This is a genomic window from Agrobacterium sp. NPDC089420, assembly GCF_044900305.1.
Taxonomy (GTDB): Bacteria; Pseudomonadota; Alphaproteobacteria; order Rhizobiales; family Rhizobiaceae; genus Agrobacterium.
Map to the genome: position 1 here is coordinate 205,436 of NZ_JBJDMY010000002.1, position 25,011 is coordinate 230,446.

Sequence of the window (25,011 nt, forward strand, 5' to 3'; positions counted from 1 at the left end):
TAAGAGCTTGGCTACTTTAAAACAAGTTTAACGCAATTGCCTTCCATTGCCACTTTCCCCCTGAAAATAAGGATACCTCATGGGTGACCAATCGATCATCAGCGCGCTTCTGCTGGGCATTATCGAAGGTCTGACGGAGTTCATTCCCGTTTCCTCGACGGCGCATGTGCTGCTGGCCGGGCATTTCCTCGGCTTCAAATCCCCCGGCAATACCTTCGCCGTGCTTATTCAGCTCGGTGCGATCCTCGCGATCCTTCTGGTTTATTTTCAAAAGCTTGTATCGATCGCCGTGGCGATGCCGACAAGTGCGAAGGCGCGCCGTTTCGTGCTGGCTGTTCTCGTCGCCTTCCTGCCGGCAGCGGTGATCGGTGCCCTCGCGCATGACTTCATCAAGACGGTCCTGTTCGAAACGCCGATGCTCATTTGTGTCGTGCTGATTGTTGGCGGCTTCATATTGCTCGCGGTCGACCGCATGCCGCTGAAACCGAAATATACCGACATCATGGACTATCCGCCGTCGCTCGCCTTCAAGATCGGCCTTTTCCAGTGCCTTGCGATGATTCCCGGCACCTCGCGGTCTGGCGCCACCATTGTCGGTGCGTTGCTGATGGGCACGGACAAGCGCTCCGCCGCCGAGTTCTCGTTTTTTCTGGCGATGCCGACCATGCTTGGCGCATTTGTGCTCGACCTCTACAAGAACCGCGATGCGCTGAGCTTCGATGACAGCGCGCTGATTGCCGTAGGCTTCATCGCTGCCTTCGTCTCCGGCCTCTTCGTTGTGCGTTCGCTGCTGGATTTCGTCTCGCGGCGTGGGTTTGCGCCGTTCGCCTGGTGGCGCATCGTCATCGGTGCGCTGGGTCTCGTCGCGCTTCTGGTCATAGGCTGAGCCGCAGTTTCATATCGGACCGAAAAACAAAAAGCGCCCCGGAAACCCGCGGCGCTTTTTGTTTGAAATTTGTGAAAGGCTGATCAGTTGGCGCTGATAGAAGCCGTTGCGCAGGGGTCGACGCCATATGCGGGAGCGCAACCGCTCTTGCCCGCTGCCACCGTTCCCGGCGCCATGAAAGAACCCGCCAGAACCACCAAAGCCGCACACGCAAAAAAGAGTGCGATAGATCTGCCCATTTTATGATTGCCTTTCAGACGTTCGTTCGCGCGGATCATGCCGCCGTGTGTGAATTGAGGGTTCGGGATATGTTTGGAATGTGGCGAATATCAATAAAGCAGCTTGTTGAATACCGGGTTAATACGAAGTCTTTTCCACAGTTGCGCTTGTGCCACGCTTGTGGAATGCGGCCTCATGGCCGTTAACTTTTACCCGGCTTTTTATTGCCCCCTATCGATGCTGCACATCCCCTTCAGTTGGGTGGAAATGCGCTAATAGCGGTTTGGTTGCAATTGAATCGCGCAAAAATAAAAAGCGGGAATGATCCCGCTTCCGTTTTGGACGAGGAGCTCCGAAGATGAGGCTTCAGGCTGCCTTTCCGGCGTTGGAGAACTGGCCGTGCGGACGGTATTGCACCATGTAGGACGGCAGAACCGAAGCGACGCGAACGGGAGTAATACCGATGCCCTCCAGGGTCAGACCGTTCTTTTCTGCGTCGGCGGAAACGACATTGTCTTTTTTCAGCATGGTCACCTGGTCGGCCGTCAGCGGCGGCGCAATCAGCGGCACCAGCGATGCGATCTTGCCGATCGTCGAGGCGATGCCGAAAGGCAGATTGACGAAAGGACGCTGACGATAGGTCGCGGCAAGAACCGCCTCAAGACAGTCGCGGAACGTCATCACGTCCTGGCCGCCGAGTTCATAGATGGCACCGGGCTTCAGCTTGCCATCGACACTGCGGGCGACCGCTTCCGCGACATCCTCGACATAGACCGGCTGGAACCTGGTTTTTCCACCACCGATCAGCGGCAGGAACGGCAGGCTGCGGGCCATCTTGGCGAATTTGTTGAAAAAATCGTCTTCCGGTCCGAAAATGATGGACGGACGCAGGATGACGGCGCCGGGCAGAACCGAATGGATGGCGGCTTCGGCGCGGCCCTTGGTGCGGCCATAACCGGTTGGTGAATTGGCGTCCGCGCCGATGGCGGAGATATGCGTCAGCGTGGCGCCAGCGTCGCGGGCCGCCTCGGCAATGGCTTTCGCGCCGAATTCCTGCACGGCGTCAAAGGTGTTGCGGCCGCTTTCCGTCAGTATGCCAACGCAATTGACCACATGGTCCGCGTCTTCGACGGCTTTGACGATGGAATCGCGATAACGCAGGTTCGCCTGGGCGAAGGAAATCTGGCCGACATTGCCGAGCGGCTGCAGGAAACCGGCGAGATCGGGGCGGCGCACGGCGACGCGGATGCGATAACCGCGCTTGGCGAGCATTCTCACGACATGCCGCCCGACAAAACCCGAACCGCCAAAAACGGTGACGAGGGGTGGAAGGTTGGCCAAGGTCATGGGAGGCTCCTCAGAAGCTGTCGATAAAGCGTTTTTCAGTCTCTTAGCCCAAAGCCGCGTGCGCGTGAAGACATGTTGTCGCGGCGCGGGGGCCGGTTTTGCAAATGCGGTTGACGGTGGTCAAATTCCTTCGACGATCATCAGCTCGGCATCGGCGATTTCCTGACGGATTTTGGCTGCGGCCTGATATTCGGGTGAATTGTAGCAATCGATGGCGTGCTGCACGGACGGAAACTCGATGACGACGTTGCGTGCGCGTGCCTTGCCCTCCAGCTCGGTCAATGCGCCGCCACGGGCCAGAAAATTGGCGCCGAACCGCTCGAAGGCGGGCTTGGCCGTCGCGACATAGTCCTTGTAGCGCTCATTGTCGCGCGCATCGACGCGGGCGATCCAATATCCCTTGGGCATGTTGTCTCCTCCTGTGTCCCTATTGATTGGCCGGAAAGCTGGCGCGCAGCATGTCATCCAGAATGGCGCGGGCCGCCGCCTTCGGGTCGTCCGCTCTGACGATCGGGCGGGCGACGACCAGATGGCTCGAGCCGGCCTTGATGGCGTCGTAGGGTGTCATCACCCGCTTCTGATCGCCGAGATCTGCGCCGGCGGGGCGAATGCCGGGGGTTACGACAGCAAGGTCCGGGCCGAGAATCGCGCGCACGGCGGTCGATTCTTCCGCGGAACAGACGATGCCGCCCATGCCCGCCTCGCGCGCCTGTTCCGCCCGGCGCAGCACCAGCGAACGGGCGTCGGAGGCGTAACCGGCCTCGGCAAGATCGCTATCGTCCATGGAGGTCAGCACGGTGACGCCGAGCAGGCAGAGCCCGGAGCCTTCGGCGGCCTTGACGGCAGCACGCATCGCTTTCGGATAGGCATGCAGGGTCAGCATCGACATGCCCATGCGGGCGATGTTTTCGACGCCGGAGGCGACGGTATTGTCGATATCGAGCAGCTTCATGTCGAGAAAGACCTTCTTGCCGCTCTGGACGAGGTCACGCGCGAATTCGAGACCGCCTGCGAATACCAGCTGGTAACCGATCTTGTAGAACAGTACCTCGTCGCCGATTTTCGAAACGATGTCTTCGGCCTGCTGCACAGTCGGAACATCAAGCCCGACGATGAGTTTTTCGCGCGCGGTCATTGTCTTATCCCTGCCATGTTTCCATTGCCGTCCAGTCGCATGTGGGCGACGCGGCTGCAAGTGAAAACTCGGATATGGAAAAGTGGAAAACATTGCCGCCGCCGGGGGGCTGGTCCTTGGCGCGGCTGATGCCGCGGCCTTCAACATGGCATTTCAAAAGTGTGCCCACGCCGCCATGGCCGACAAAAGCGATCGGCTGCTGCGGGTCGTGCCGGTCGAGAACGGCTTTGACCGCGTCGACGATCCGCGCCTGCGCGTCGATAGCCCGCTCCCAGCCGTGAAAACTCTCTTCAGGATTGGCGAAGAACCAGTCCGCCGCCTTTTCGAACTCCGGCGGCGGCAGGAAGCCGGTGGCGGACCGGTCGTTTTCATGCATCGCCTCGATAATTTCTATTTTCGCGCCGGAGGTTTCCGCCAGGATGCGGGCGGTTTCGATCGCCTTGGTTTCAGCACTGGAAACGATGCGGCGCAGCAGCCGCGCCCAGGGCAGGCGGCTCGCTTCCCGCGCCCGCTCGGCGCCCCTGTCAGAAAGTCCCCATTGCGGGACGGGGACCATTGGATCGATCTTGACCTGGGGATGGGTGATGTAGAGCGCATGCATGACAATCGGTCCTCAGGGCGATGGAAAGGGCAATTCGAAACCCTAACCATCCGCTGCGACCGCGAAATGACGGTCTCGCCCATTCTGCCGGGTGATCAGGCCCGCGTATAGGTCCACAATTGTGCCGGCGGAATATTGCGCACGATGAAATCGAAATGGCGGATATGGTAGAGATGCGGCTGCGCCACGATCGGGGAAATCGGACCGTAGGATATCTGCACCACGGGGCGGCCGTGCGGCACGCGCTTCAGCAAGTCGTCAAGAAGCTTGATACGGGCGGCCATGGGGAAATTCAGCATCGGCACGGCGGAAATGACGCTGTCGAACATCTGGCCGTTGTGTTCGCCAAGCGTCGCATCGAGATCGAAGGCGTCTCCATTGACGAAGTTGACGCCGGGATAGCTTCTGAGCAGCTGGTTGTAGAAATCGGTCGAATATTCGATGGCCGTCAGGCTCTCCGGCTTGATGCCGCGCGCCAGGATTGCCTTGGTGATGACGCCGGTGCCGGGACCGAGTTCGAGAACCGGCAGGCCGGAATGGGGATTGATGACGCTCGCCATTTTTTTTGCGGTGATGGACGATGTCGGCACAATGGCGCCGACTTTTTTCGGCTGGCTGACCATACCTTTGAAAAAACGGATTTCTTCCTCAAATTTCTGTTCAAGGCGTTGCTTCAGGTTGAGTGCCATAATTCCCCTCGGATGCATTTGGTCATTGTCAAAAAACTGTTACCGCAATGTTGAACCCATTTGGCGCAAAAACAAGGCAAAATGTCGTAACTAGAAAAATTCGCTTGCGGTTTGAAACGGATGGCACCCGAATCAAAAAAACGCCGGTGGAGCAATCCACCGGCGTTTTTGATGAGATAGAAGGAAAAAGGGTGGTCTCAGACGCGCATCGGCATTAGAACATAGAGCGCATCGTCACCGGCCGTGTCGCGAACGAGCGTCGGCGAGCCGGCATCCGCCAGCAGGAAAATCGCGTCGTCGCCGGAAAGCTGCGAGGTGATGTCGAGGAGATATTTGGCGTTGAAGCCGATTTCCATCGAATCATTGTCGTAACCGACAGCCACTTCTTCCGTCGCACTGCCTGAATCAGGGTTGTTGACGGTCAGGGTCAGCTGGCCGTTGGTCAGCGCCAGCTTCACGGCGCGGCCGCGTTCGGACGAAATGGTCGAGACGCGGTCGACGGCCTGCGCGAAGGTCTGGCAATCGACGCGCATCTCCTTGTCGTTGCCGGTCGGGATTACACGCTGATAGTCGGGGAAGGTGCCGTCGATCAGCTTCGAGGTCAGGACGACCGAGCCGATGGTGAGGCGGATTTTCGCATCCGAGACTTCGACGGTGACTTCCAGTTCCGGATTGTCCATCAGCTTCTGCAATTCGCCGACGGTCTTGCGCGGAATGATGATGCCCGGCATGCCTTCGGAACCGGAGGGCGCATCCACATCGGCGCGTGCCAGGCGGTGGCCGTCGGTCGCGACGGCCCGCAGCTTCAGGTCGCCATTGCTTTCGATGGTGTGGAAGAAGATGCCGTTCAGATAATAACGCGTTTCTTCGGTGGAGATCGCGAATTGTGTCCGGTCGATCAGCATTTTCAGATCGGTTGCCTTCAGTTTGAAGGTGTGGCTGAAGGTGCCGGCGGTCAGATCGGGGAAATCCGTTTCAGGCAGGCATTGCAGCGAGAACTTCGAACGGCCGGAAGCCACCGTCATCGAGGAGCCGTCCGGGTTGGTTGCCAGCAGCACCTCGGAACCGTCCGGCAGCTTGCGTACGATTTCATAAAGCAGGTGCGCCGGTACGGTGGTGGCGCCTGCCTGTTCCACCATGGCCGGTGTCGCTTCGGTGATTTCGAGGTCGAGGTCGGTCGCCTTCATGTCCAGGTTGGCGCCGGAGGCGCGCAACAGGACGTTGGACAGGATCGGGATCGTGTTGCGACGCTCGACGACCCGGTGGACGTGGTTCAGCGATTTCAGAAGGTTCGACCGCTCAAGAGTAATACGCATGGACGCTACCGCTTTCAACCGTTGCGAACCGGCCACCGCCGGATCGGCAAGAAGAGTCTTCACCGGCAAAAAGCCGGATAATGTGGACGGGCAAAATGGCAGAGTTATTGCAGAAAATGCAAGAGCCGAGTGCATCTGCCGCGGCTCATTTTGCTGCTATACAGCATGATCCACAGGCTGGGGCCGCCCGTGGACCTTGTTCACCGGTTTTCTATTGCTCATAAAGGGGAAAAAACCGGAGTGACCGGCCGGCGATGATCGGCCAGAATGATTGGAAGCCGCGTGACGCAGGAAACATCGAGCAGCGATGCCAGACAGGCAGTGAAGGAATTCAGGATCGGCACGGCCACCATTCCGGCCCGGCCGCTGGAGCCGGCGCTTTACCTCGTGGCCACCCCCATCGGCAATCTCGGCGACATCACCATCCGTGCGCTGGAAACGCTGGCCTCGGCCGATGTTCTCGCCTGCGAGGATACCCGCGTCACCCGCATCCTGCTGGAGCGTTACGGCATCCGCACGCGCCCGCTCGCCTATCACGAACACAATGCCAATGAAGCAGGGCCTAAGCTCATCGCCGCGCTGGAGGCCGGAAAATCCGTGGCGCTGGTATCGGACGCCGGAACGCCGCTCGTCTCCGATCCGGGTTATCGCCTCGGTCAGCTGGCACTCGAGGCTGGCCATCGTGTTGTGCCGGTGCCGGGTGCCTCCGCGCCTCTCGCCGCCCTCGTCGGGTCGGGCATGCCCAGCGACGCCTTTCTGTTTGCAGGTTTCCTGCCGGTGAAGGATCGCGGCAAGCGCGACCGTTTGGCCGAGCTGGCGAAAATCCCCGCAACCCTGATCTTCTTTGAATCGCCGCACCGCATCGGCGCTTCCGTGAAGGTGGCATCGGAAGTGCTCGGCCGCGACCGCCGCGCCGTCGTCTGCCGCGAACTGACCAAGACCTTCGAGGAATTTCGCCGTGGCACGCTCGGTGAGCTTGCCGATTATTACGATGGCGACCGTGTGGTGAAGGGCGAGATCGTGCTGCTGGTGGAGCCGCCCTCCTATGACGAGATTCCGGATATCGAGGATGTGGAGAAACTTCTGAAGGATCTCGTCGCCACCATGCCCGCCGCCAGGGCCGCGGGCGAAGCGGCGAAGCTGACGGGCCTGCCGCGCAAGGAGCTTTATCAAAGGCTGCTGGATATGAAGGAAGCGGATGGTCGCTGACGGGCGAAACAATAAACGGCGGAAAGCCGAGCGGCGCGGTCATGCCGCGGAATATTGGGCAGCGCTTTATCTGCTGCTGAAGGGATATCGTATCCTCGCCATTCGTTATCGCACCCGGCTGGGGGAAATCGATCTCATCGCCCGCAAGAAGGACCTCGTCGCCATCGTCGAGGTGAAGGCGCGGCCATCGGGCGGCAGCGCGGTTGATGCTGTCGGTTTCCATTCGCAGCAGCGCATCCGGGCCGCCGCCGACCTCTGGCTCTCCCGCCGCAAGGATGCCGCGCGGTTTTCGCTGCGCTTCGATATCATCGCCATTCTGCCGCGACGTCTGCCGCAGCATTTCATCGACGCGTTTTGAGGGGAAGAGGAAGGCAATGTCCACCGAGCGGGAAAAAATGGCTGCAGGCGAGTGGTACAGCTGCATGGATGCCGAGCTGGATGGGCTGCGCTGGCGTGCCCGCCGGGCGGTTCACCAGCACAATACCGCGCCGCCGGATGAGCGCGGAACCATCGCGCCGCTGCTGCGGGGGCTATTGTCCTTCGTAGGAGAAGGCGCATTTATCGAAGCGCCGTTTCATTGCGCCTATGGTTTCAACGTCACACTGGGCGCCAATGTCTATCTCAATACCGGCTGCGTCATTCTCGATTCCGCGAAGGTGACGATAGGGGACGGCGCAATGCTCGGCCCTGCCGTGCAGATCTATTGTGCGGAACACCATCTCGACCCGGTTCCGCGCGCACAAGGTATTGAAATCGCAAAGCCGGTGACGATCGGTCGTGATGTCTGGATCGGCGGCGGGGCAATCCTGCTGGCGGGCGTGACGGTGGGCGATGGCGCGATCGTCGGCGCCGGTTCGGTGGTGACGCGTGATGTGCCGCCGGGTACGACGGTGGTTGGAAATCCGGCCCGTGCGATAAAACGCAGCAACATCTGAGATATGCGTTTTTGAAGCAACGCAGTCTATTAGCAGGTGCTGTAACAAATATGACATGAAACTGTTAAAGAGGCGTCACGGAACGTCTCTATTCGCATCCTCATCCCAATAAATGGTGGAGAGGAATTAGTAATGTTGAAGAAGATTTCCATGGCCGCCGTGGCCATCAGCATGTCGGCGACGTCTTCCATGGCCGCGACCAACATCACCTGGTGGCACGGCATGGGTGGCCGCAACGGCGAAGTCATCAACGAAGTTTCCCAGAAGTTCAACGAAGCCCAGAAGGAATGCGCCCTGACGCCGGTTTCCAAGGGCTCCTACGAAGAAGCACTGGCCAGCGGCATCGCCGCTTTCCGTTCGGGCGAACAGCCGAACATCCTCCAGGTTTTCGATGCCGGCGCCGCCACCATCATCAATGCCAAGGGCGCGGTCATTCCTGCCGAAGACCTGATCAACAAGGCCGGTTACAAGTTCGACCGCGAAGCCTTCATCAACGGCGTGCGTTATTTCTACGCTGCCGCCGACGGCAAGTTCGTCGGCATGCCGTTCAACTCCTCCGCTCCGATCATGTACATCAACGACGAAGCCCTGAAGAAGGCCGGCGTTGAAGCGCCGAAGACCTGGGAAGAGTTCGAGCAGGTCGCGCCGAAGCTGAAGGAAGCCGGTTACATTCCGCTCGTCCAGTCGCAGCTGACCTGGCAGTTCACGGAGAACTTCTTCTCCCGCAACAACATCCAGTTCGCCACCAACAACAACGGTTATGACAGCGTCACCGACACCAAGCTCAAGGTCACCGACCCGAACCTCGTCATGATGTTCGACAAGCTGAAGGACTGGAAAGACAAGGGCCTGTTCGCCTATTACGGCGCTGGCTGGAACGACAACCAGAAGCCCTTCGAAGAAGGCAAGGTTGCTCTCTGGATCGGTTCTTCGGGTTCGTTCGGCGGCCTGCAGAAGACGGCGACCATGCCGTTCTCGGCAACCTTCCTGCCCTATTGGGGCTCCATCAAGGGTGCCGGCACCAACTCCTTCATCGGCGGCGCCGCTCTCTTTGCAATGTCGGGCAAGTCCGAAGCGGAAAACAAGTGCGTGGCCGACTTCTTCCAGTTCCTGACCTCGCCGGACATCCAGGTCTTCTACCACAAGGCAACCGGTTACGTCGCCATCACCAAGGCTGCCTACGAAAAGGCCAAGGCCGAAGGCTTCTACAAGGAAAAGCCGGTCGCCGAAGTTGGCATTCAGCAGCTGTCGCTGCCGGGCGGCGAATGGTCCAAGGGTTACCGCCTCGGCTTCTACCCGCAGATCCGCGCCGTCATGGAACGCGAATATAACCGCATCTTCTCCGGCGAAGTCACGCCGAAGGCTGCTTTCGAGATCATCGAGAAGGAAGGCAACGACCTTCTGGCCCGTTTCGCCAAGACGGCCGGCTGATCGGTCTTTTCGAAACCAATGATCGTTGTCGAGCCTCCTTTCCGATGGAAGGGAGGCTCGCTTCTGGATAAGGAGGCGCAAGCGTGGCCTACATATCGTCTCAACCGCGCCGGTTTTTATCCGGCTGGTCCGCAAAGGCTGGAAAACCCGCCAAGCCCGCTGAAGCCGGCATGAAGCGTGTGCAGTTCTCCTCGTCCTTCGTGCCCTATCTGTTTCTGGCGCCGCAGCTTGCGGTGATTTTCATCTTCTTCTACTGGCCGTCCGTCCAGGCCATCCAGTCTTCGTTCTACCTGGAAGACCCTTTCGGCTTCGGAGCCTCGTTCGTGGGCCTGGCCAATTATTCGGATGCGATATTCAATCCGGAATATCTCAACATCGCCAAATTCACGGTTGTTTTCACCGTGCTGGTCACTTTCTTTTCGCTGGCGCTCGGCCTTTTGCTCGCCGTCAAGGCCGACGCGGTCATTCGCGGCAGCTCGGCATACAAGACCCTGCTGATTTCCGTCTATGCCATCGCGCCGCCGGTCGCGGGCCTCATCGGCATGATGTTTTTCGACCAACATATCGGCCCCTTCGTCAAGATGGCCGCGTTTTTCGGCTGGGACATGAAGGTCGGCCTCAATTATTTCGATACGGCCTTCGCGATGGTCGTTGTCGCGGTCTGGAAGCAGATTCCGTATAATTTCATCTTCTTCCTCTCCGGTCTGCAGGGCGTGCCCGTTTCCGTGCGCGAGGCCGCCGCCATCGACTGCCGCTCGGGCTTTCGCCGGTTCTGGACGGTCATCATGCCGCTTCTGGCGCCCACGGCCTTCTTCCTGCTGATCATCAACATCACCTATGCGCTGTTCGACACCTTCGGCGTCATCGACGTGATGGTGAAGGACAAGGCGGCCAACAACCCGATCACGCTGGTCTACAAGGTGTTTCTCGACGGTTTCCGCGGCAATGACATCGGTGGTTCTTCGGCCCAGTCCGTCATCCTGATGCTGGTCGTCTTCGTCCTCACCATCATCCAGTTCCGCTTCATCGAGAAGCGCATCCATTACAATTGAGGGAAAAGACGATGTACAAGACAAAACCCCTCGATCATCTGGTGCTGATCATCGGCGCGTTGTTTCTGATCTTGCCTGTTGTCGTGGCTTTCATGACGTCCACGCATACGGCGGCGGAAATTCACCGCAGCGGTCTCGCAATCGTTCCGGGCGACAATTTCGTCGAGACCTATGAAAAGGTCCTGACCCAGAAGGGCGGTTTCACCGGGCAGATCACCGGTCTCAACATGGTGATCAATTCGCTGATCCTCGGCATTGGTTTTGCCGTCGGCAAGATCGTCCTGTCGATGACGGCGGCCTATGCGATCGTCTATTTCCGCTTCCGTTTTGCCACGCTTGCCTTCTGGATCATTTTCACGACGCTGCTGTTGCCGCTCGAAGTGCGCATCATGCCGTCCTACGAGGTGATGAGCAAACTCGGTCTCCTGAACTCCTATACCGGCTTGATCGTGCCGCTTCTCGCCTCTGCGACGGGCACCTTCTATTTCCGCCAGTTCTTCAAGTCCATTCCGGAAGAATTGCTTGAGGCCGCCCGTATCGACGGGGCAGGGCCATTCAAGTTCTTCATCGATGTCATCATTCCGCTGTCGCGCACCATGATGGCGGCGATCTTCATCATCATGTTCGTGTATGGCTGGAACCAGTATCTCTGGCCCATGCTGATGACGACGGATGAAAGTTTCTTCACCCTGATGCGCGGCATCAAGTCGATCCTGCAGGTCTGGGTCGGTTCGCAAATTCCCGATTACAACGAAGCTTTCGCGCTTGCCGTTCTGGCCATGCTGCCGCCGGTGCTGATCGTCGTCATTTTCCAGCGCTGGTTCATCAAGGGCCTCACCGAGAGCGATAAATAAGGAGACCGAAATGGCCGCGATAGAAATCAGTCAGGTCTGCAAGGATTATCATGGCGGCGTGCGCGCCGTGCATCACGTCGATATTGACATCAAGGACGGCGAGTTCATCGTTCTCGTTGGTCCGTCCGGCTGCGGCAAGTCCACGCTTCTGCGCATGGTCGCCGGCCTTGAGGACATTTCCGAAGGCACGGTGAAGATCGGGGCGCGGGTGGTGAACGAGGCCGATCCCGCCGACCGCGATATCGCCATGGTGTTCCAGAATTACGCGCTTTACCCGCATATGTCGGTGCGCCAGAACCTCGAATACGGGCTGAAGAACCGCAAGACGCCAAAGGCGGAGATCGATGCGCGTGTGGCCGAAGCCGCCCGCATGCTGCAGCTCGAACCATATCTGGATCGCAAGCCGCGCGCCCTTTCCGGCGGCCAGCGGCAGCGTGTCGCCATGGGCCGCGCCATTGTGCGCAAACCGGCGGCCTTCCTGTTCGACGAGCCCTTGTCCAACCTCGATGCCAAGCTGCGTGTCTCCATGCGCGGCGAAATCAAGCGCCTGCAAAAACGCCTCGGCACCACCTCGATCTATGTCACCCACGATCAGCTCGAGGCCATGACGCTGGCCGATCGTCTCGTGGTGCTGAATGGTGGCCGTATCGAGCAGATCGGCGCGCCGCTCGATGTCTATCACACGCCCGCCTCCACCTTCGTTGCGAGCTTCATCGGCTCTCCCGCCATGAACCTGCTGAATGGCGAGCTGCATGGCGATAGCCTCGCCATCGGTCCGTCGCTGTTTGCGCTGAACGGTTTTGCGCCTGCCTCCGGGCCGGTGACGGTTGGCATGCGCGCGGAGGATTTCCGTCTCGCTGCGGCGGATGAGCAGGGTTTCGTGCTGCGGGTCGATTATATCGAGGAACTGGGTTCGCAGCGCCTGGTGCATGGTATGATCGGTGATCAGGGTCTGACGGTGGCTTTCCCGCCGGATGTGGACGTTCCCGCTGTGCTCTCGATCGCGATCGCCCCGGAAAAACTGCATTTCTTCTCCAGCGAAACCGGCAAGCGCATTGCCGGCAGGGCGGAACAGCCCGGCATACAGTCCGCGCAACTGGCGACGGCTTGAGCGCGTGACATGAAATCGGCGCGATAACTAAAATTGCGCCGATGGTCAGAACCGCTTTGTTAGGAACCCGCTGGTAGAAGACCTCTTATATTTCACGGGGGTTTTCTCATATGTCGTTCAAAATGATGTTCGCGGCGGCTGCAACCATGGCAATCCGTACGGTGCCGATATTGCCGGCCTATCTGCGTCGGGCAAAAGACGACGCCGTTGTCAGCGCGTCCTGCGCCGATCTGCGGCTGCAATCGGCACCGATCAATCCGGAATGGATCATTTCCGGCAACCCTGAGGCGCGGGCTGCGGATCACTCCCGAAGCGGCGACCGCGCTTCCAGCACCGCCATGTGGGATTGCACGGCGGGCGAATTCCGCTGGTTTTTCGGCTGGGACGAAACCGTCTACATTCTTGAAGGCGAGGTGCATGTGACGGCGGAAGATGGTTCGGTCAGCATCCTGCGGGCTGGCGATGTCGCTTATTTCCGGGCGGGAACATGGGCCACCTGGCGGGTCGATGAATATGTCCGCAAGGTTGCCTTCATGCGCCGTCCGTTCCCCCGGGCGCTGGCGCTGGCCTATCGTATCAAGAACAAGCTGTTTTCCGGCAGCTCCTACAAGCTGGCGGCCTGAGCCGGCAAAGAATTTGCTGCCGGCGGAGCCCGCGCGGCGGCGCCGGCAGAATTGTGAAGGTTCAATAAAACTCACGCAAGGCACCGCTTGCAGCAGTTGCGTTTGAATGGTCGCTGCCCTACATCTTTCGGGTTTTCTGAAGCATTTCCGGCCTGTCCTCCGGTCCTGCCGGAAAGCTTGAAACACGTGACAATGGGTATTGTGGGCCGATAAGGCGTCCGCATGCTGCAAGAGGAACATGCGCATGGCGAAGATCAAGAACGTCGCGATCCAGATGGATCATGTCTCCGGCATCAATATTGCCGGTGATTCCACTTTCGCCATGAGCCTCGAGGCGCAGGCACGCGGATACCGGCTGTTCCATTATACGCCAGAGCGCCTTTCCATGCGTGATGGCAAGATTTACGCCACTGTCGAACAGATGGAGCTGCGCGACATCAAGGGCGACCATTTCTCGCTGTCGGAACCGGAGCGTGTCGATCTCTCCACGATGGATGTCATCCATCTGCGTCAGGATCCGCCCTTCGACATGGCCTATATTACCTCCACCCATCTCCTGGAGCGTATTCATCCCAGGACATTGGTGGTCAACGATCCCGCCTGGGTGCGCAATTCGCCGGAGAAGATTTTCGTCACCGAATTTGCCGATCTGATGCCAAAGACGCTGATCACCAAGGATGTGGCTGAAATCGCCCGTTTTCGCAATGAAATGGGTGATATCATTCTGAAGCCGCTTTATGGCAATGGCGGCGCCGGGGTCTTCCACTCGGCGCGGGATGACCGCAATTTCTCCTCGCTGTTGGAAATGTTCGGCCAGATGTTCCGTGAGCCCTATATCGCCCAGCAATATTTGCCGGATGTCCGCAAGGGCGACAAGCGCATCCTGCTGGTGGATGGCGAGCCGGTGGGCGCAATCAACCGCGTGCCGGCGGAAAACGACGCCCGCTCCAACATGCATGCCGGCGGCCGGCCGGAACCGACGGAATTGACGGCGCGGGAGAAGGAAATCTGCCGCCGCATCGGCCCTGCCTTGCGCGAGCGCGGGTTCCTTTTCGTTGGCATCGACGTGATCGGCGATTATCTCACGGAAATCAATGTCACCTCGCCGACCGGCATCCGTGAGGTACGGAAATTCGGCGGCGCCGATGTGGCGAGCCTTTTGTGGGATGCGATCGAAAAAAAGCGCGAGGCGCAGGATTTCTAAGGCGAGGTCAGTCGCTCCCGCTTTGTTCCATCGATACAACTAGATACAACTGAAATACATCGCAGGCGAGAAATTGTTCGCTGGATGTTCTTGTTTTATTCTTTGCACTGTGGCACGTTGCTTGCGGGTGGCCGCCACGGTGCATGAAGCTCCGAGGATGCGGCCGGTTTGCGGGGGCAGGCCATGGTGGCACGGGTCAATACGGTTGCATTTCAGGGCATAGAGGGTGTGCCCGTCGAGGTGCAGGTCATGATCGCACCCGGGAAGGTCGGCATCCAGATTGTCGGCCTGCCGGACAAGGCGGTGGCGGAAAGCCGCGAGCGGGTTCAGGCCGCCCTGCATGCCTCGGGTCTGGCTTTGCCGGCGAAAAAAGTCACCGTCAATCTCGCGCCTGCCGACCTGCCGAAAGAAGGGTCGCATTTCGATCTTCCCATCGCTCTGGGTCTCATGGCCGCTCTGGGCGCCATACCGGCGGAGGCGCTGGGGCGCTATGTTGTCCTGGGCGAACTCAATCTCGATGGCACCATCGGCGTGGTCTCGGGCGCGTTACCGGCGGCCATCGGTGCCAATGCGCTCGGCAGAGGACTGATCTGCCCGGCTGAAAGCGGACCGGAGGCGGCTTGGGCCGGTGCCGGCATCGATATTCTCGCGCCGCGCAGCCTGATTGCCCTCGCCAATCATTTTCGCGGAACGCAATTGCTTGCGCGGCCCACGCCCGCCATCCGCGCCAATCCCGTCAATCTGCCGGATCTTGCCGAAATCAAGGGGCAGGAAAGCGCTCGGCGCGCGCTGGAGGTGGCCGCGGCCGGCGGGCACAATCTGCTAACGTTGTGCTACATTAATTGAATCCATCTCTAGCGTTATCTAACCGACAATCATTTCGCCCTGTAGTTGAAACGTGCCCCAGCCTTCCCTACATTCTTCGTCGGCTGAACAAGGGGAAGGGCTAATGATGATTTACTACAACATGGTCGCGGGATGGATGGGGTTTCCGTACCTGAGCATTAATAACGGCCTGACGTATTCCTATGCGATCGGCTACAAGCTGAAGGATAAGACAGGAGAACACTGGACCGCTCGTTTTATACGCTTCAAAGATAAGAGCAATAAGGCTGAATGGGGTGGTGCAACCATGTTCTATGAAGCTGTTCCAGCTCTTATCAAGCACTTGGGCGTTGATCCAAAGCGGACAGCGTTTATTCCCGCTCTGTCATCCAGTGAGACGACGGCAAACCCTGATCGATCGATTTGCTGGATCGCTAAAGCCTGTGCTGGGATTTGCGGAACTCAGTACACCGATGCGGCGCTGTCGAAGCAAGTTCATCAGAAAATTCATACGATATTCAATGGCGACGGACGATCCGCTGAACTCGACAAAGCAAATTACCAGTCCACGAAAATCGATGCGGATCATGTCTTTGTTTTTGATGATTTCATCACTCGTGGTGATACACTGTCGCGCATCGCTCAAGCGGTGCTTGCTACAAATCCAAATTGCAAAGTCTACGGTGTAGCGTTTGCAAAGGCTGAGAGTGTAGCCTACTGCCCGAATCCTGATAATGATCAAGTTCCTGCTCGCTGGGACGATCTCTGGAAGCAGGGTGAACAGGAGCACGACGCAAAATTTAAGAAGGGCTAGACCATGCCTGCATCGTCCATATCATCGGCCTCTGTGGCTCTCACTGCCCTGATGAAACTCAAGGGGGTAGGGCGGCGTGCTGCCCTTCGCCTCGTGTATGGCCCAATTCCAGATAGCGACGCGAAGGAAATCATCGCGGACCGAGCGATGCGTGCCAAACTGCCGGAAATCGATCTGTTCAACGCTTGGGACCGCGCTGAAGTCGAACTGGAAAACACCAAAGCGAGCGGTGTTACATTCTACTCGTTCCATGACGAAGGGTATCCAGAGAGGCTTAGAAACATCCCCGATCCTCCGGCCGTCCTGTACGTGAAGGGTGATGTGTCGGGCCTGCATGCAGCTAAGTGCCTTGCGGTCGTGGGAACGCGAGAGCCAACCTCTTATGGTGAGGCTGTCGCCCGAAAATCAGCCGCAACTGCCGCCGAAGCAGGTTTCACCATCATCAGCGGCCTAGCGCATGGCTGCGACACCCTCGGGCATGAAGGTTGCTTAGATGCCCACGGTGTCGGTGTCGCGGTTATGGCGCACGGTCTCGATAAGGTTTATCCGGCCGCCAATCGTGGACTTGCTGCGCGCCTACTCGAAAATGGTGGCTGCCTCGTCAGTGAATATCCGCTCGGCGTGACACCAATGAGAACAGCCTTTGCCGAACGCGACCGTATCCAGAGTGGCCTATCCGATGCTGTGCTCGTTGTAGAAACGGACGTTAAAGGTGGGACCATGCACACCGTCCGTTTCTCGCGTGAGCAAAGACGTCTTCTGGCGTGCATTGACCACCCGGCGAAGTGGAAGCAAGAGGAAAAGACGAAGGGAAATCAAATGATGATCGCGGAACGATGGGCGCGCGGCATTTCCGACGGCCCCGCTCTTACTCAGTTCCTAATGGACGTCGCGAAGATGAAGCCTTCTACAGAGCCATCCCCGACGAAGCCGGAAAATGACGACCCTCAAACTTCGATGGCTTTCTAAATGATCATTTTTGATTTCGACCAAACTCTTGTTGATACGTCTTCAGTCGAGCGGCTTCGTGCAGATCGCAACTGGAAAGCCGTCATGGCACGGGCGTCAAATCTTCCCGTCTACGAGGGAATCAATGAACTGATCCAAGAACTGCACGACGCTGGCCAGACGATAGCCATCGTGACCAAGAGCCCGGACATGGTTCCGAGGGCGTTCATAGAGGCTCACGGCTGGCCGATAGATATTGTTGTCGGTTATCACCACGTAAAGAACCGTAAGCCCCACCCTGAAGGGTTGCTGCTTGCCATGTCCAAGGCAGGAGTTGCGCCGGGCGGTACATATCACGTGGGGGACCAGCCCCAAGACACCGAAGCCTCACGCGGTGCAAAAGTGATCGCGGTAGGTGCGGCATGGGGGTGCGATGATAGATCGGAGCTCGAAGCCTCAAAGCCAGACGTTCTGTTTTCGTCGGTCGCAGAACTCCGGGAATACTTTAAGTCCGAGTTGGGAATCTAGGCATCGTAGCCTGATGGGTTGCCGGAATTGCAAATGGCCCCTGCCGGGTCTCCATGAAATGGCCGATGCTTAGAACGCAGTGATAAGCTATATTCGGTCTATATAGTACACTTTTCTGTTGTCCTGATCTTCGCCGGTAGGCACGCTTTGGGTATTTCTCCGAGCGCCGCAATGGCCTACCAATTCGCCCGCATCGAAATTTTTGCCCGTTCCGATAAGGCGGGGCGAACCACGGATTTCATTTTTGATGAGGTGACGCGGGTTCCCTCGGCATCGGTGCATGTCCAATCGCCGAAGCCCCCAGAAGCCGTGTACGGCCTCGACGTGGACGCGCTGCGCACGCTGCACGACGAACGGGCGGCGGCAGCGAAGACACCTCGGACGGACAAGAATGGCAAGACGACGTTCAAGGCAATCCGGAAGGGGCAGAATACCCTGGCTGCCGTCGTCTTCAGCCACCCCGCGACCATGGATGAATACCGCGCCAGCGTCGACGTTCGCCGCGACGTCCAGAAATGGGAGCGGGCCTCGATCAACTGGCTTCGGGAACAGTATGGCGATCTGCTGGTGTCCGTCGTGCGGCACACCGACGAAAGCCACCCGCATGTGCATGCGTACCTGCTTCCCGACGACACGGAGATGCGGGCTGGGCGGCTGCATCCCGGCTATGTCGCGAAGAATGCTGTTATCGACGGTGGAATGCTTCCGGATGAGAACAAGAAGGCCTTGGATAAGCGGGCGAACCGCGCATACGTCGGGGGTCTGCGGGCGTGGTTGGACGATTACCACCAGCGGGTTGCCGTTCCTGCTGGCCTGACTCGCCTCGGTGCCGGGAAGCGCCGCCTGACACGGGCGCAATGGCACCAGGAGAAGGCCCAGGCGGCGGCACTCAAGCAGGCCGTCGAGCGGGCTGCCGTCGTAGAAGCGAAGGGCCGCGCCTATGTTGAGCGCACCAAGCGGAAAGCTGCGGCGATCAAGGCGGACGCCGAGAAAGCGAAAGTATCGGCGGATCGCCTGAAAGGTGTCGGCGGGGCCGTCCGCGCTGTCCTCGACGGCGCGCGGGAGTCCTCTCTACGTGAGAGTGTCCGGCGGGAATATGCCGGGGCAATCGCGGCTGCGAAGGCTGCCGTCGAAAAAGCCGAGGCGGAGGCCACGAAGGCGAATGTCTCGCGGCGTGAGGCGGAGAAGCAGGCTTCCGAGCAGCGCCATGCGTTCCGGCAACAGGGCCAGCGCTTGGCATCGGCCCAAGCGGAAATCCACAACCTTTCCAAGGCGCTCGCCGCCGCGCTGGAACAGCCGGCACCAACACCAGGGGGAGGAGCACCAACACCATGACGACAACAGGCGAGGAAATTTTCTGGAACAATGCCCGCGGTGTCCTTCGCGATATCGGTATGCAGCACCTCGATCCGGCGCATGGCGCTGCCGTGGATATCGTCCGCTGGTGCGCGCTGGTGCGGTCCCGTCCGACGCATCACCGCCAGACGTTTTTGGAGGCCGAGTCCCCGGCGCTCCTTGTGTACCTGGAGCGCCTTGCCTCGTCGGGCGATGCCACAGGCTGGCGGACTCTCAGGGATCGCATCCAATTCCATGTGGAGCTTCTTCGGGATGGCGAGATACAGCCATGCGCCCGCCCGTGGCTGGCGGCGATCTGGCATTGCCTGCCAGAGTTCGCGGCGCTCGGACAGCATATCCTCGATCAGCAGGCGGAGAAGAATGGACTCGATCCAGAGGTCGAGCCGGTGGTTTCCGACACGACGGGAACGGGCGGCGACGGAGACAAGGGCAGCGCGGGAAAGTCGGGAGCCGCGACGGCCAGCAAACCGCGTACGTCGCCACGTCTTGCATTTCCGATTGTGCCCGTGGTGCCGACGCCCGCGGAGGAAAAGGCCCTCGATCTCCGTGACGAGTCTGAAAACACGAGCACCAAAGACGGCATGACGTCTGACGGTCCGGAGACGGAGACGGAGAACGGTATGGCGGGGCCGAAACCTCCGGGAGCGAAACCATGATCGACATACTCGCGGAACCATCCACAACCAATATCGCATGGCAGTGGGTGTCCGCCGTGCTTCCCCCGGACGGTTCGTCGCCATGGGGCCGGACGCTCCAGGTGTTCACCAGCGTCCTCGCTTTCCTCGCCAGCCTTGGCCTTGGCTACAGCGTCGTGTCGGGGATCGTTCAGAGTGCGTACACAGGCAAAGTCCTCGGTGACAAGTGGCATCAGATTTGGTCGCCGCTTCGCATCATCGTCGGCATCGGTCTGCTGGTGCCTCTGCCGAATACTGGATTTTCCTCGGTCCACTATATCCTGCGCGACGTCGTAGCGCGTGGCGGTATCAATGTCGCCGACGCGACTTGGAACGTTTTCGTCGGTGTCGTCGCGGGGAAGGACGGGATGCCGATAGTCCCGGTTTCGGAGACGGGATCGACGGTTGCTATGGCGATATTGCGACATGAGGTCTGCGCTGCCGCCTACAACCAGGGTGGCTCTATGTGGGGATGGGAGCAACGGTTGCCTGACCCTGCGGGCTTCAACGTGGCTGGAGTGACGGTGTGGGCCTACGGTGCGACCTGCGGACGGTTCTCATTCACAATACCGGAGGGGCGTTCCGATTTCGTCGGTATCCGCCGTGCGGCGGTCGCGGACATCATTGCCGCGGTCCGTCCCGAAGCGGCACGGTACGCCAAGCTCGCCGCGGAGACGTCAGGCATATCGTCGGCTGATGGGATGAGAAACGCTATTTCGACGAAACTACTGTCGCCGACATTGGTTCAGGACATTCGTGCCATGGGGACAAGGTTCGACTCTGCAATCGTTGCTGCGGCCAAGGCAGAAGTGGCCGCAATGGACATGACGTCACGTTCGAAACTCGTTGAAGCGGCTGAACAGGATGGATTTTTGACGGCTGGGATGTACTGGCGGGCGCTGGCGCAAATCTCCGAGCTCACGACCGGCCTGACGAATGAGCGCCTGGATGACACGCTACCGCGCACGGATGGGGATTTCGGGCAGGCTATCGATCGGGCGTTTTCGGCGCTGGCGCTTCAAATTTCCGGAGAAACCGAAAGGGTGAACCTTACGGCCAACGATTTCGCCAGTGCAGGCGACGAGACAGCGGACTTCCTGACCAAGCTGCTCGGCGGCGTGGCTAGGGATATGGCCGAATGGGCAACGTCTTCGGGATCGGATGGCAACGCGATGGCGGGCCTGATCTCATCGGGTCATGCGATGATCGCAGGCGGATGGGCCGTGATCGCCGCAGGCGCGACTGCTGCCGCATTGGCGGGGAACGCGGTGACGCGGTTCTTTGGTGCCGCGGGTGTCGACTGGCTGTTGGACTGGTCCAAATACGTAGTGGGAGCCTTGATGCTTATTGGCAGCCTTCGTGCATACGTGCTTCCCATGATGCCTTTTGTCTTTGTGTTCATGGCAGGAATGGCGACACTGGCAGCGTTGATGGAGGCCATGATAGCCCTGCCGCTGTGGGCCATGAAGTGGCTCAAGCTGGATAATAGTGGAGACTTCGCGGGCGAAAGTGTCCGCATGGGCCTGCTTTTGATAACGAACATCGCGCTCCGCCCGATCCTCGCGGTTCTTGCGCTCTGCGCAGCATACCCCCTCTTCGACGTGACCCTCGGGACCCTCGATAAGCTGTTCGTTACCGCCTTCCTCGGCCAGACTGGCGGGCACGTCGTCGGACTCGTGGGAATCTTGGTCATGACGGGCATGTACATGTATCTGGTGTTCTATTCATGCATGAAGGGCTTCGGCCAGGTCTGGACCCTGCCAGACCTTGTCCTCAAATGGACAGGCCAACCTGGCGCAGGCGGTGAGGCGAACCTGACGTCGGGCGCGTTCGGCGGGATGATGGCGCTTGCTGGACGCGGTAATTTCCCGAAGACTGGTCTAACCGCTGCACTCAAGAAAGGTGGGCGGAAATGAGCGTGGGTTCCCAGCCTTCGGTCTCTTTCATGACCCCGCCTGCCATGCGGCGATGCCGATCAGCGTAAAGCCGACCGCATGCAAACATACAAAGAAGAAAATGAGGTTGGCAACAGCCTTCATCCACACTTTCGGAAGGCGCAGAAGCCGCATGAAGAACGCCAGTGCCACCAGCGCCGTGACGATCATCGCCACACGCTTGTAATCATGAAAGTCAACGTACTGGTAAATGTTGAGATCGATCATTTCGCAGTCTCCGATTCGATGTAGTCGATAAGAAATTGCTCCACCGTTCGCGCCGAAGCCCGTTTTTCGCGGTCCTCAATACGGCGGATCGTTTCCCAGGCATCGCCAAGCGCGCCGTAGACCTCTTCCATCTTCTTTGCGACCTCGGCCCCGTCGCGCGTTCCGAGGTTGTAGAAGTACGCGGAGATAGACCCGATTTCGTCACGAAGACGGCGATAAGTCTCGTGATTCATCGGGAAATCGGCGGTCGGGATTTCGCTGAATTGGGTCATTGTTTGTCCTCCGCAGGGTCTGATCTCCCAGCAAGTCCATCATGCTGCCGCTCGTTCCTGTCCCAGAAACCGAACAGCATCGTAAAAGCCTCGTCGAGGACCTGGAGAAATTCCTCGTGCGTCAATGGAGACGAGGCCTCCTGGTCGCCCTCACAATCGGTCTGCCTGTTCAATCCTGCATCTGATGTCATCCTGTCAGGCTCCCTTGCCACCTTTAATCAAAATGCCTTGGGTAGCGATTTCAGAATTGAGTTCATGCCAAGCCTCCATGAACTCAATGAAATCGTCGCCGTTTCCGACAGCAACCTCGACCGAACCGCGTTCTGTAAACTGAATCAGAGCGGGGCCACGATCCGAGAGACTGATTCCGAAGGGCGTACCAGCAAGGAGAGTTTCAAGCTTGCGGAGTTTTGTATCTTTACTCATGTTCATGCCTGCGCCTCCTCTTTCCGCCAGCGACGGCCGATGTCTGTGACATAGGAGAGCAATATTTCTTCCTCGCGATCACGACGGGTACACTGCGATGCGGCGCTAATCGTCATCATCGCCAGTTCGACCGTGAAGTTATTGAGACCCTGTTCCTGGAGCGCTGCGACGGCATCATCACAGTCCTTTATCGCGGCTAGCGCGTAAGGTTGCGGTTGATACCACGGTTTCCCTGTCTCGATCAGGTCGCGGGCGGTCAGGAGGTACAGGATAACCCTTTTCACCTTTAGATCGCTCATCATCGTTCTCCTTCCATTTCTTCATTCATTTTCCGATCTCCTTTCTAGATGCCGCAGCGAGATCATGAGGATGTTGATCCAGGCTGCACTGAGCAGAGCGAATATGGTAAGCGCCAAGAAGACCGTGGTCATTGCTCTTGATCCAAGGACCTCGAACATGATCCCCACCACGAGCGCCGCGGGAGCCAGGAGGAACGCGTGTTTTGTCAGCCGCTGCGTTTCCTTCTTGAATTCCGCTATGGTTGGCGGTGTTTTGATCCCTCTTTTGCCGATCACTGTCCGACCTCCTTTTTTACGAGTTCGGTCACGACTTCGCGGATCGTGGTTTCTCTCTGTGCAGCATGAATCTTGAGAGCTGTCAGAGTGCCTGGCGGCAGGTCGACTGTGAGTCGATCTCCACGGCGCTCTTGGCACGGGTGCCTTGGGTTTCCAGCGTCCGTCACCGCGATGCCTCCTCTTTGTCATCGCCAAGGTGCAGATAGGCGAGTTCCAGCGCCTGCGGGTGCGTCTCCTTCATTTCGTCGGCATCGAAGTAAGAGCCTCGTACGATGCAATCCAGAATGTGTGCTGCAACGCCCCCCTCTTCGCGGGTCATCTGAGCCTGCAGTGTTTCGATCTTGGCCCTGCGCGTCGGGCTCTTACGAGCTTTCATCCGTTCCATGTTATGCCTCCTCTATCTCGAAGTACTTGGCTACGGTGTCCTCATCCGCGTGTTCTTCGGCGAAAGCGCGGGCGTCCTGTGCGCTGACGACGGTCAGTCCCTCTCCGCCAGTTCGTCCGTCCCTCACTGACCGAGCCCACCGGGACATTGCACCGCCATGTCCCGCCAGAAAAAAGCGACCGCGAGGTGTCTGGTAGAGCGCCGTGATCTCGAAACGGAAATCTCCTCTATCCTCGTCGTTCTCAAGGCTACAAATCTTGGTCGCGGTCACCGTGTTGTAGCGAAGTCCGTCAACGATTTTGCTAATCTGTTTGGCCACTACTATTACCTTTCATGTCGACCCTGGGCATGGCTTCGCCATTCGCCCCGAGGTCATCGGGCGTTGAATTTTCCTGAGATGTCAGGAGTTTAAGATGTGTGTGGAACCACTTTTGTGAGTGTCCACGTAACAAGTGTTGGAGCGATCGGTCGACGGCGCAAGGGGTAAAATGCGCCGTCGATGCATTTTCTCATTTTGCCGAAACCGCGACCGTCAGGCCCCCGTCGAGTTTAGCGACGGCATGCGCTGCCGCTATCCGGGCAGACTCAAGATCAGTCGCGAAACCTGATGCCAGCGAACGGATTTGTCCGTCTTCCTCTGGAACGTCGATTGAAAACATCACCCGATCGTCTGGCCCTGGAATCTCCGCGACGAAAGGGCAAACTGTTCCGTCCCGTGTTTCTACTTCAGCGCAATCCCAGTTCGGCATCTTGCGGCCCCAATGTATATCGATCAATTAATATCTCCTTTGCTCGTTGTACGGGTGTATTGTTGCGCGAAATACTAAGTACGTCAACAATTTTAGTTCTGTAATTTCAATAATTTAATTCAAGAACTCGATGTATAATGAGTTCTTGAATTTATTACTTGAGTTCTTGAATTAATGTCCCGCCAGGCGCTTGGCAGCGGCAATGACCAGGACGATCGGGAGGGCGATCCAAAGAGTGATACTCGTCAATTCGACTGCTGCGGGGGCCTTGGTGGCGACCACGAAGAGAGCCATGAAGGCTACCATAGCGATGGGGAGAGTAAGGATGCGGAGTGCCAACATTGGGTTCGTCCTATGATCGTTAAGCTGTCTGATAGCGGCGAAATGCCTGGATGCCGTCACGCTGGAATTCGCGTTTCATATCGGCGGCGGCTCCAGGGATACGGGACCGCTTAAGTAGCGTTCGGGCGGACGTCTTAGGGTCAATCCTGTAAAGACTGGCGAGGTAGCAGATAAGGCCGCCCACTGGGTCAAGGTGGTTAACTTCTTCAACCTGTACGGCGAAAATCAGCCCCGGAATGGTTGTTGTCTTGACCTGCATTTCCATGCCTTTCGCTCTGTTTTCTATGGGTATTTTATACCACATCGCCGGGGCGGAGCCCAGGCTAGAACGTGGACAGGTTGA

At 58.6% G+C, this 25,011-nt stretch carries 31 protein-coding genes and 1 pseudogene; 17 read left to right on the top strand and 15 right to left on the bottom strand.

Annotated features, from left to right (window positions below):
• Positions 1–79: 79 nt before the first annotated feature.
• Positions 80–886 (top strand): undecaprenyl-diphosphate phosphatase, encoded by an 807-nt coding sequence (locus tag ACI2KA_RS03575; RefSeq protein ID WP_404499285.1) that lies wholly within the window; start codon positions 80–82, stop codon positions 884–886.
• A 585-nt stretch (positions 887–1,471) separates the two neighbouring features.
• Here ACI2KA_RS03575 and ACI2KA_RS03580 read toward each other — a convergent pair.
• The 6 genes from ACI2KA_RS03580 to dnaN form a co-directional block, all read right to left on the bottom strand.
• Positions 1,472–2,452, bottom strand: a complete 981-nt coding sequence (locus tag ACI2KA_RS03580) for a complex I NDUFA9 subunit family protein (RefSeq protein WP_404499287.1) — start codon at positions 2,450–2,452, stop codon at positions 1,472–1,474.
• 120 nt (positions 2,453–2,572) lie between these two features.
• On the bottom strand, positions 2,573–2,860 hold the full coding sequence (locus ACI2KA_RS03585) for a DUF1330 domain-containing protein (protein ID WP_404499289.1): 288 nt from the start codon (positions 2,858–2,860) through the stop codon (positions 2,573–2,575).
• A 19-nt stretch (positions 2,861–2,879) separates the two neighbouring features.
• Positions 2,880–3,587 (bottom strand): orotidine-5'-phosphate decarboxylase, encoded by a 708-nt coding sequence (gene pyrF / locus ACI2KA_RS03590; RefSeq protein WP_404499291.1) that lies wholly within the window; start codon positions 3,585–3,587, stop codon positions 2,880–2,882.
• A 4-nt stretch (positions 3,588–3,591) separates the two neighbouring features.
• Positions 3,592–4,188, bottom strand: a complete 597-nt coding sequence (locus ACI2KA_RS03595) for a histidine phosphatase family protein (protein WP_404499293.1) — start codon at positions 4,186–4,188, stop codon at positions 3,592–3,594.
• A gap of 95 nt (positions 4,189–4,283) precedes the next feature.
• On the bottom strand, positions 4,284–4,877 hold the full coding sequence (gene pmtA / locus ACI2KA_RS03600) for a phospholipid N-methyltransferase PmtA (RefSeq protein ID WP_404499295.1): 594 nt from the start codon (positions 4,875–4,877) through the stop codon (positions 4,284–4,286).
• Positions 4,878–5,074: 197 nt separating this feature from the next.
• A complete protein-coding gene (gene dnaN / locus ACI2KA_RS03605) occupies positions 5,075–6,193 on the bottom strand; it encodes a DNA polymerase III subunit beta (RefSeq protein ID WP_031233744.1) in 1,119 nt (372 codons plus the stop codon).
• Positions 6,194–6,460: 267 nt separating this feature from the next.
• On the opposite strand from dnaN, the gene rsmI reads away from it, so the two are divergent.
• From rsmI to ACI2KA_RS03685, 16 genes and pseudogenes are all read left to right on the top strand, one after another.
• Positions 6,461–7,402 (top strand): 16S rRNA (cytidine(1402)-2'-O)-methyltransferase, encoded by a 942-nt coding sequence (gene rsmI / locus ACI2KA_RS03610; RefSeq protein ID WP_404499297.1) that lies wholly within the window; start codon positions 6,461–6,463, stop codon positions 7,400–7,402.
• A complete protein-coding gene (locus tag ACI2KA_RS03615) occupies positions 7,392–7,760 on the top strand; it encodes a YraN family protein (protein WP_404499299.1) in 369 nt (122 codons plus the stop codon). The genes rsmI and ACI2KA_RS03615 overlap by 11 nt, the downstream gene beginning before the upstream one ends.
• A gap of 16 nt (positions 7,761–7,776) precedes the next feature.
• Positions 7,777–8,337, top strand: a complete 561-nt coding sequence (locus ACI2KA_RS03620) for a sugar O-acetyltransferase (RefSeq protein WP_404499301.1) — start codon at positions 7,777–7,779, stop codon at positions 8,335–8,337.
• A 132-nt stretch (positions 8,338–8,469) separates the two neighbouring features.
• Positions 8,470–9,768, top strand: a complete 1,299-nt coding sequence (locus ACI2KA_RS03625) for an extracellular solute-binding protein (protein ID WP_404499303.1) — start codon at positions 8,470–8,472, stop codon at positions 9,766–9,768.
• Positions 9,769–9,851: 83 nt separating this feature from the next.
• Positions 9,852–10,820, top strand: coding sequence for a sugar ABC transporter permease (locus tag ACI2KA_RS03630; RefSeq protein ID WP_404499305.1), 969 nt, complete (start codon positions 9,852–9,854; stop codon positions 10,818–10,820).
• A gap of 11 nt (positions 10,821–10,831) precedes the next feature.
• The gene (gene ugpE, locus ACI2KA_RS03635) at positions 10,832–11,674 is read left to right on the top strand and encodes a sn-glycerol-3-phosphate ABC transporter permease UgpE (RefSeq protein ID WP_404499307.1); all 843 of its coding nucleotides are present in this window, start codon (positions 10,832–10,834) and stop codon (positions 11,672–11,674) included.
• Between the two features lie 10 nt (positions 11,675–11,684).
• The gene (locus tag ACI2KA_RS03640) at positions 11,685–12,785 is read left to right on the top strand and encodes a sn-glycerol-3-phosphate import ATP-binding protein UgpC (protein WP_404499309.1); all 1,101 of its coding nucleotides are present in this window, start codon (positions 11,685–11,687) and stop codon (positions 12,783–12,785) included.
• A gap of 110 nt (positions 12,786–12,895) precedes the next feature.
• Entirely contained in the window at positions 12,896–13,408 is a 513-nt protein-coding gene (locus ACI2KA_RS03645; protein WP_404499311.1) for a cupin domain-containing protein, read from the top strand.
• A gap of 244 nt (positions 13,409–13,652) precedes the next feature.
• Complete coding sequence (gene gshB, locus ACI2KA_RS03650) at positions 13,653–14,612, top strand: glutathione synthase (RefSeq protein WP_404499313.1); 960 nt, start codon at positions 13,653–13,655, stop codon at positions 14,610–14,612.
• A 183-nt stretch (positions 14,613–14,795) separates the two neighbouring features.
• Positions 14,796–15,437, top strand: a pseudogene (locus ACI2KA_RS03655) (magnesium chelatase domain-containing protein); the annotation flags it as partial.
• 124 nt (positions 15,438–15,561) lie between these two features.
• Positions 15,562–16,251: a phosphoribosyltransferase gene (locus ACI2KA_RS03660; protein ID WP_404499315.1), complete on the top strand. Its 690-nt coding sequence runs from the start codon at positions 15,562–15,564 to the stop codon at positions 16,249–16,251.
• A 3-nt stretch (positions 16,252–16,254) separates the two neighbouring features.
• Positions 16,255–17,220: a DNA-processing protein DprA gene (locus ACI2KA_RS03665; protein WP_404499317.1), complete on the top strand. Its 966-nt coding sequence runs from the start codon at positions 16,255–16,257 to the stop codon at positions 17,218–17,220.
• Entirely contained in the window at positions 17,221–17,727 is a 507-nt protein-coding gene (locus tag ACI2KA_RS03670; protein ID WP_404499319.1) for an HAD family hydrolase, read from the top strand.
• A gap of 171 nt (positions 17,728–17,898) precedes the next feature.
• Positions 17,899–19,062 carry a plasmid recombination protein gene (locus ACI2KA_RS03675; RefSeq protein ID WP_404499321.1) on the top strand — a complete coding sequence of 388 codons (1,164 nt, stop codon included), beginning with the start codon at positions 17,899–17,901 and terminating at the stop codon, positions 19,060–19,062.
• A complete protein-coding gene (locus ACI2KA_RS03680; RefSeq protein ID WP_404499323.1) occupies positions 19,059–19,739 on the top strand; it encodes a hypothetical protein in 681 nt (226 codons plus the stop codon). Before ACI2KA_RS03675 ends, ACI2KA_RS03680 begins: the two co-directional genes overlap by 4 nt.
• Complete coding sequence (locus tag ACI2KA_RS03685) at positions 19,736–21,673, top strand: DotA/TraY family protein (protein WP_404499325.1); 1,938 nt, start codon at positions 19,736–19,738, stop codon at positions 21,671–21,673. Before ACI2KA_RS03680 ends, ACI2KA_RS03685 begins: the two co-directional genes overlap by 4 nt.
• Positions 21,674–21,700: 27 nt before the next feature.
• On the opposite strand, the gene ACI2KA_RS03690 is transcribed toward ACI2KA_RS03685, so the two are convergent.
• From ACI2KA_RS03690 to ACI2KA_RS03730, 9 genes are all read right to left on the bottom strand, one after another.
• Positions 21,701–21,919: a hypothetical protein gene (locus ACI2KA_RS03690; protein ID WP_404499327.1), complete on the bottom strand. Its 219-nt coding sequence runs from the start codon at positions 21,917–21,919 to the stop codon at positions 21,701–21,703.
• A complete protein-coding gene (locus tag ACI2KA_RS03695) occupies positions 21,916–22,191 on the bottom strand; it encodes a hypothetical protein (protein ID WP_404499328.1) in 276 nt (91 codons plus the stop codon). Before ACI2KA_RS03695 ends, ACI2KA_RS03690 begins: the two co-directional genes overlap by 4 nt.
• A 195-nt stretch (positions 22,192–22,386) precedes the next feature.
• Positions 22,387–22,623 (bottom strand): hypothetical protein, encoded by a 237-nt coding sequence (locus tag ACI2KA_RS03700; RefSeq protein ID WP_404499330.1) that lies wholly within the window; start codon positions 22,621–22,623, stop codon positions 22,387–22,389.
• Positions 22,620–22,916 (bottom strand): hypothetical protein, encoded by a 297-nt coding sequence (locus ACI2KA_RS03705; RefSeq protein WP_404499332.1) that lies wholly within the window; start codon positions 22,914–22,916, stop codon positions 22,620–22,622. Before ACI2KA_RS03705 ends, ACI2KA_RS03700 begins: the two co-directional genes overlap by 4 nt.
• 21 nt (positions 22,917–22,937) lie before the next feature.
• Positions 22,938–23,192 (bottom strand): hypothetical protein, encoded by a 255-nt coding sequence (locus tag ACI2KA_RS03710; RefSeq protein ID WP_404499334.1) that lies wholly within the window; start codon positions 23,190–23,192, stop codon positions 22,938–22,940.
• Between the two features lie 163 nt (positions 23,193–23,355).
• The gene (locus ACI2KA_RS03715) at positions 23,356–23,577 is read right to left on the bottom strand and encodes a hypothetical protein (RefSeq protein ID WP_404499336.1); all 222 of its coding nucleotides are present in this window, start codon (positions 23,575–23,577) and stop codon (positions 23,356–23,358) included.
• A gap of 1 nt (position 23,578) precedes the next feature.
• Positions 23,579–23,896, bottom strand: a complete 318-nt coding sequence (locus ACI2KA_RS03720) for a hypothetical protein (protein ID WP_404499337.1) — start codon at positions 23,894–23,896, stop codon at positions 23,579–23,581.
• 190 nt (positions 23,897–24,086) lie between these two features.
• Positions 24,087–24,353 (bottom strand): hypothetical protein, encoded by a 267-nt coding sequence (locus ACI2KA_RS03725; protein WP_404499339.1) that lies wholly within the window; start codon positions 24,351–24,353, stop codon positions 24,087–24,089.
• 334 nt (positions 24,354–24,687) lie between these two features.
• Positions 24,688–24,933: a hypothetical protein gene (locus ACI2KA_RS03730; RefSeq protein ID WP_404499341.1), complete on the bottom strand. Its 246-nt coding sequence runs from the start codon at positions 24,931–24,933 to the stop codon at positions 24,688–24,690.
• Positions 24,934–25,011: the final 78 nt, after the last annotated feature.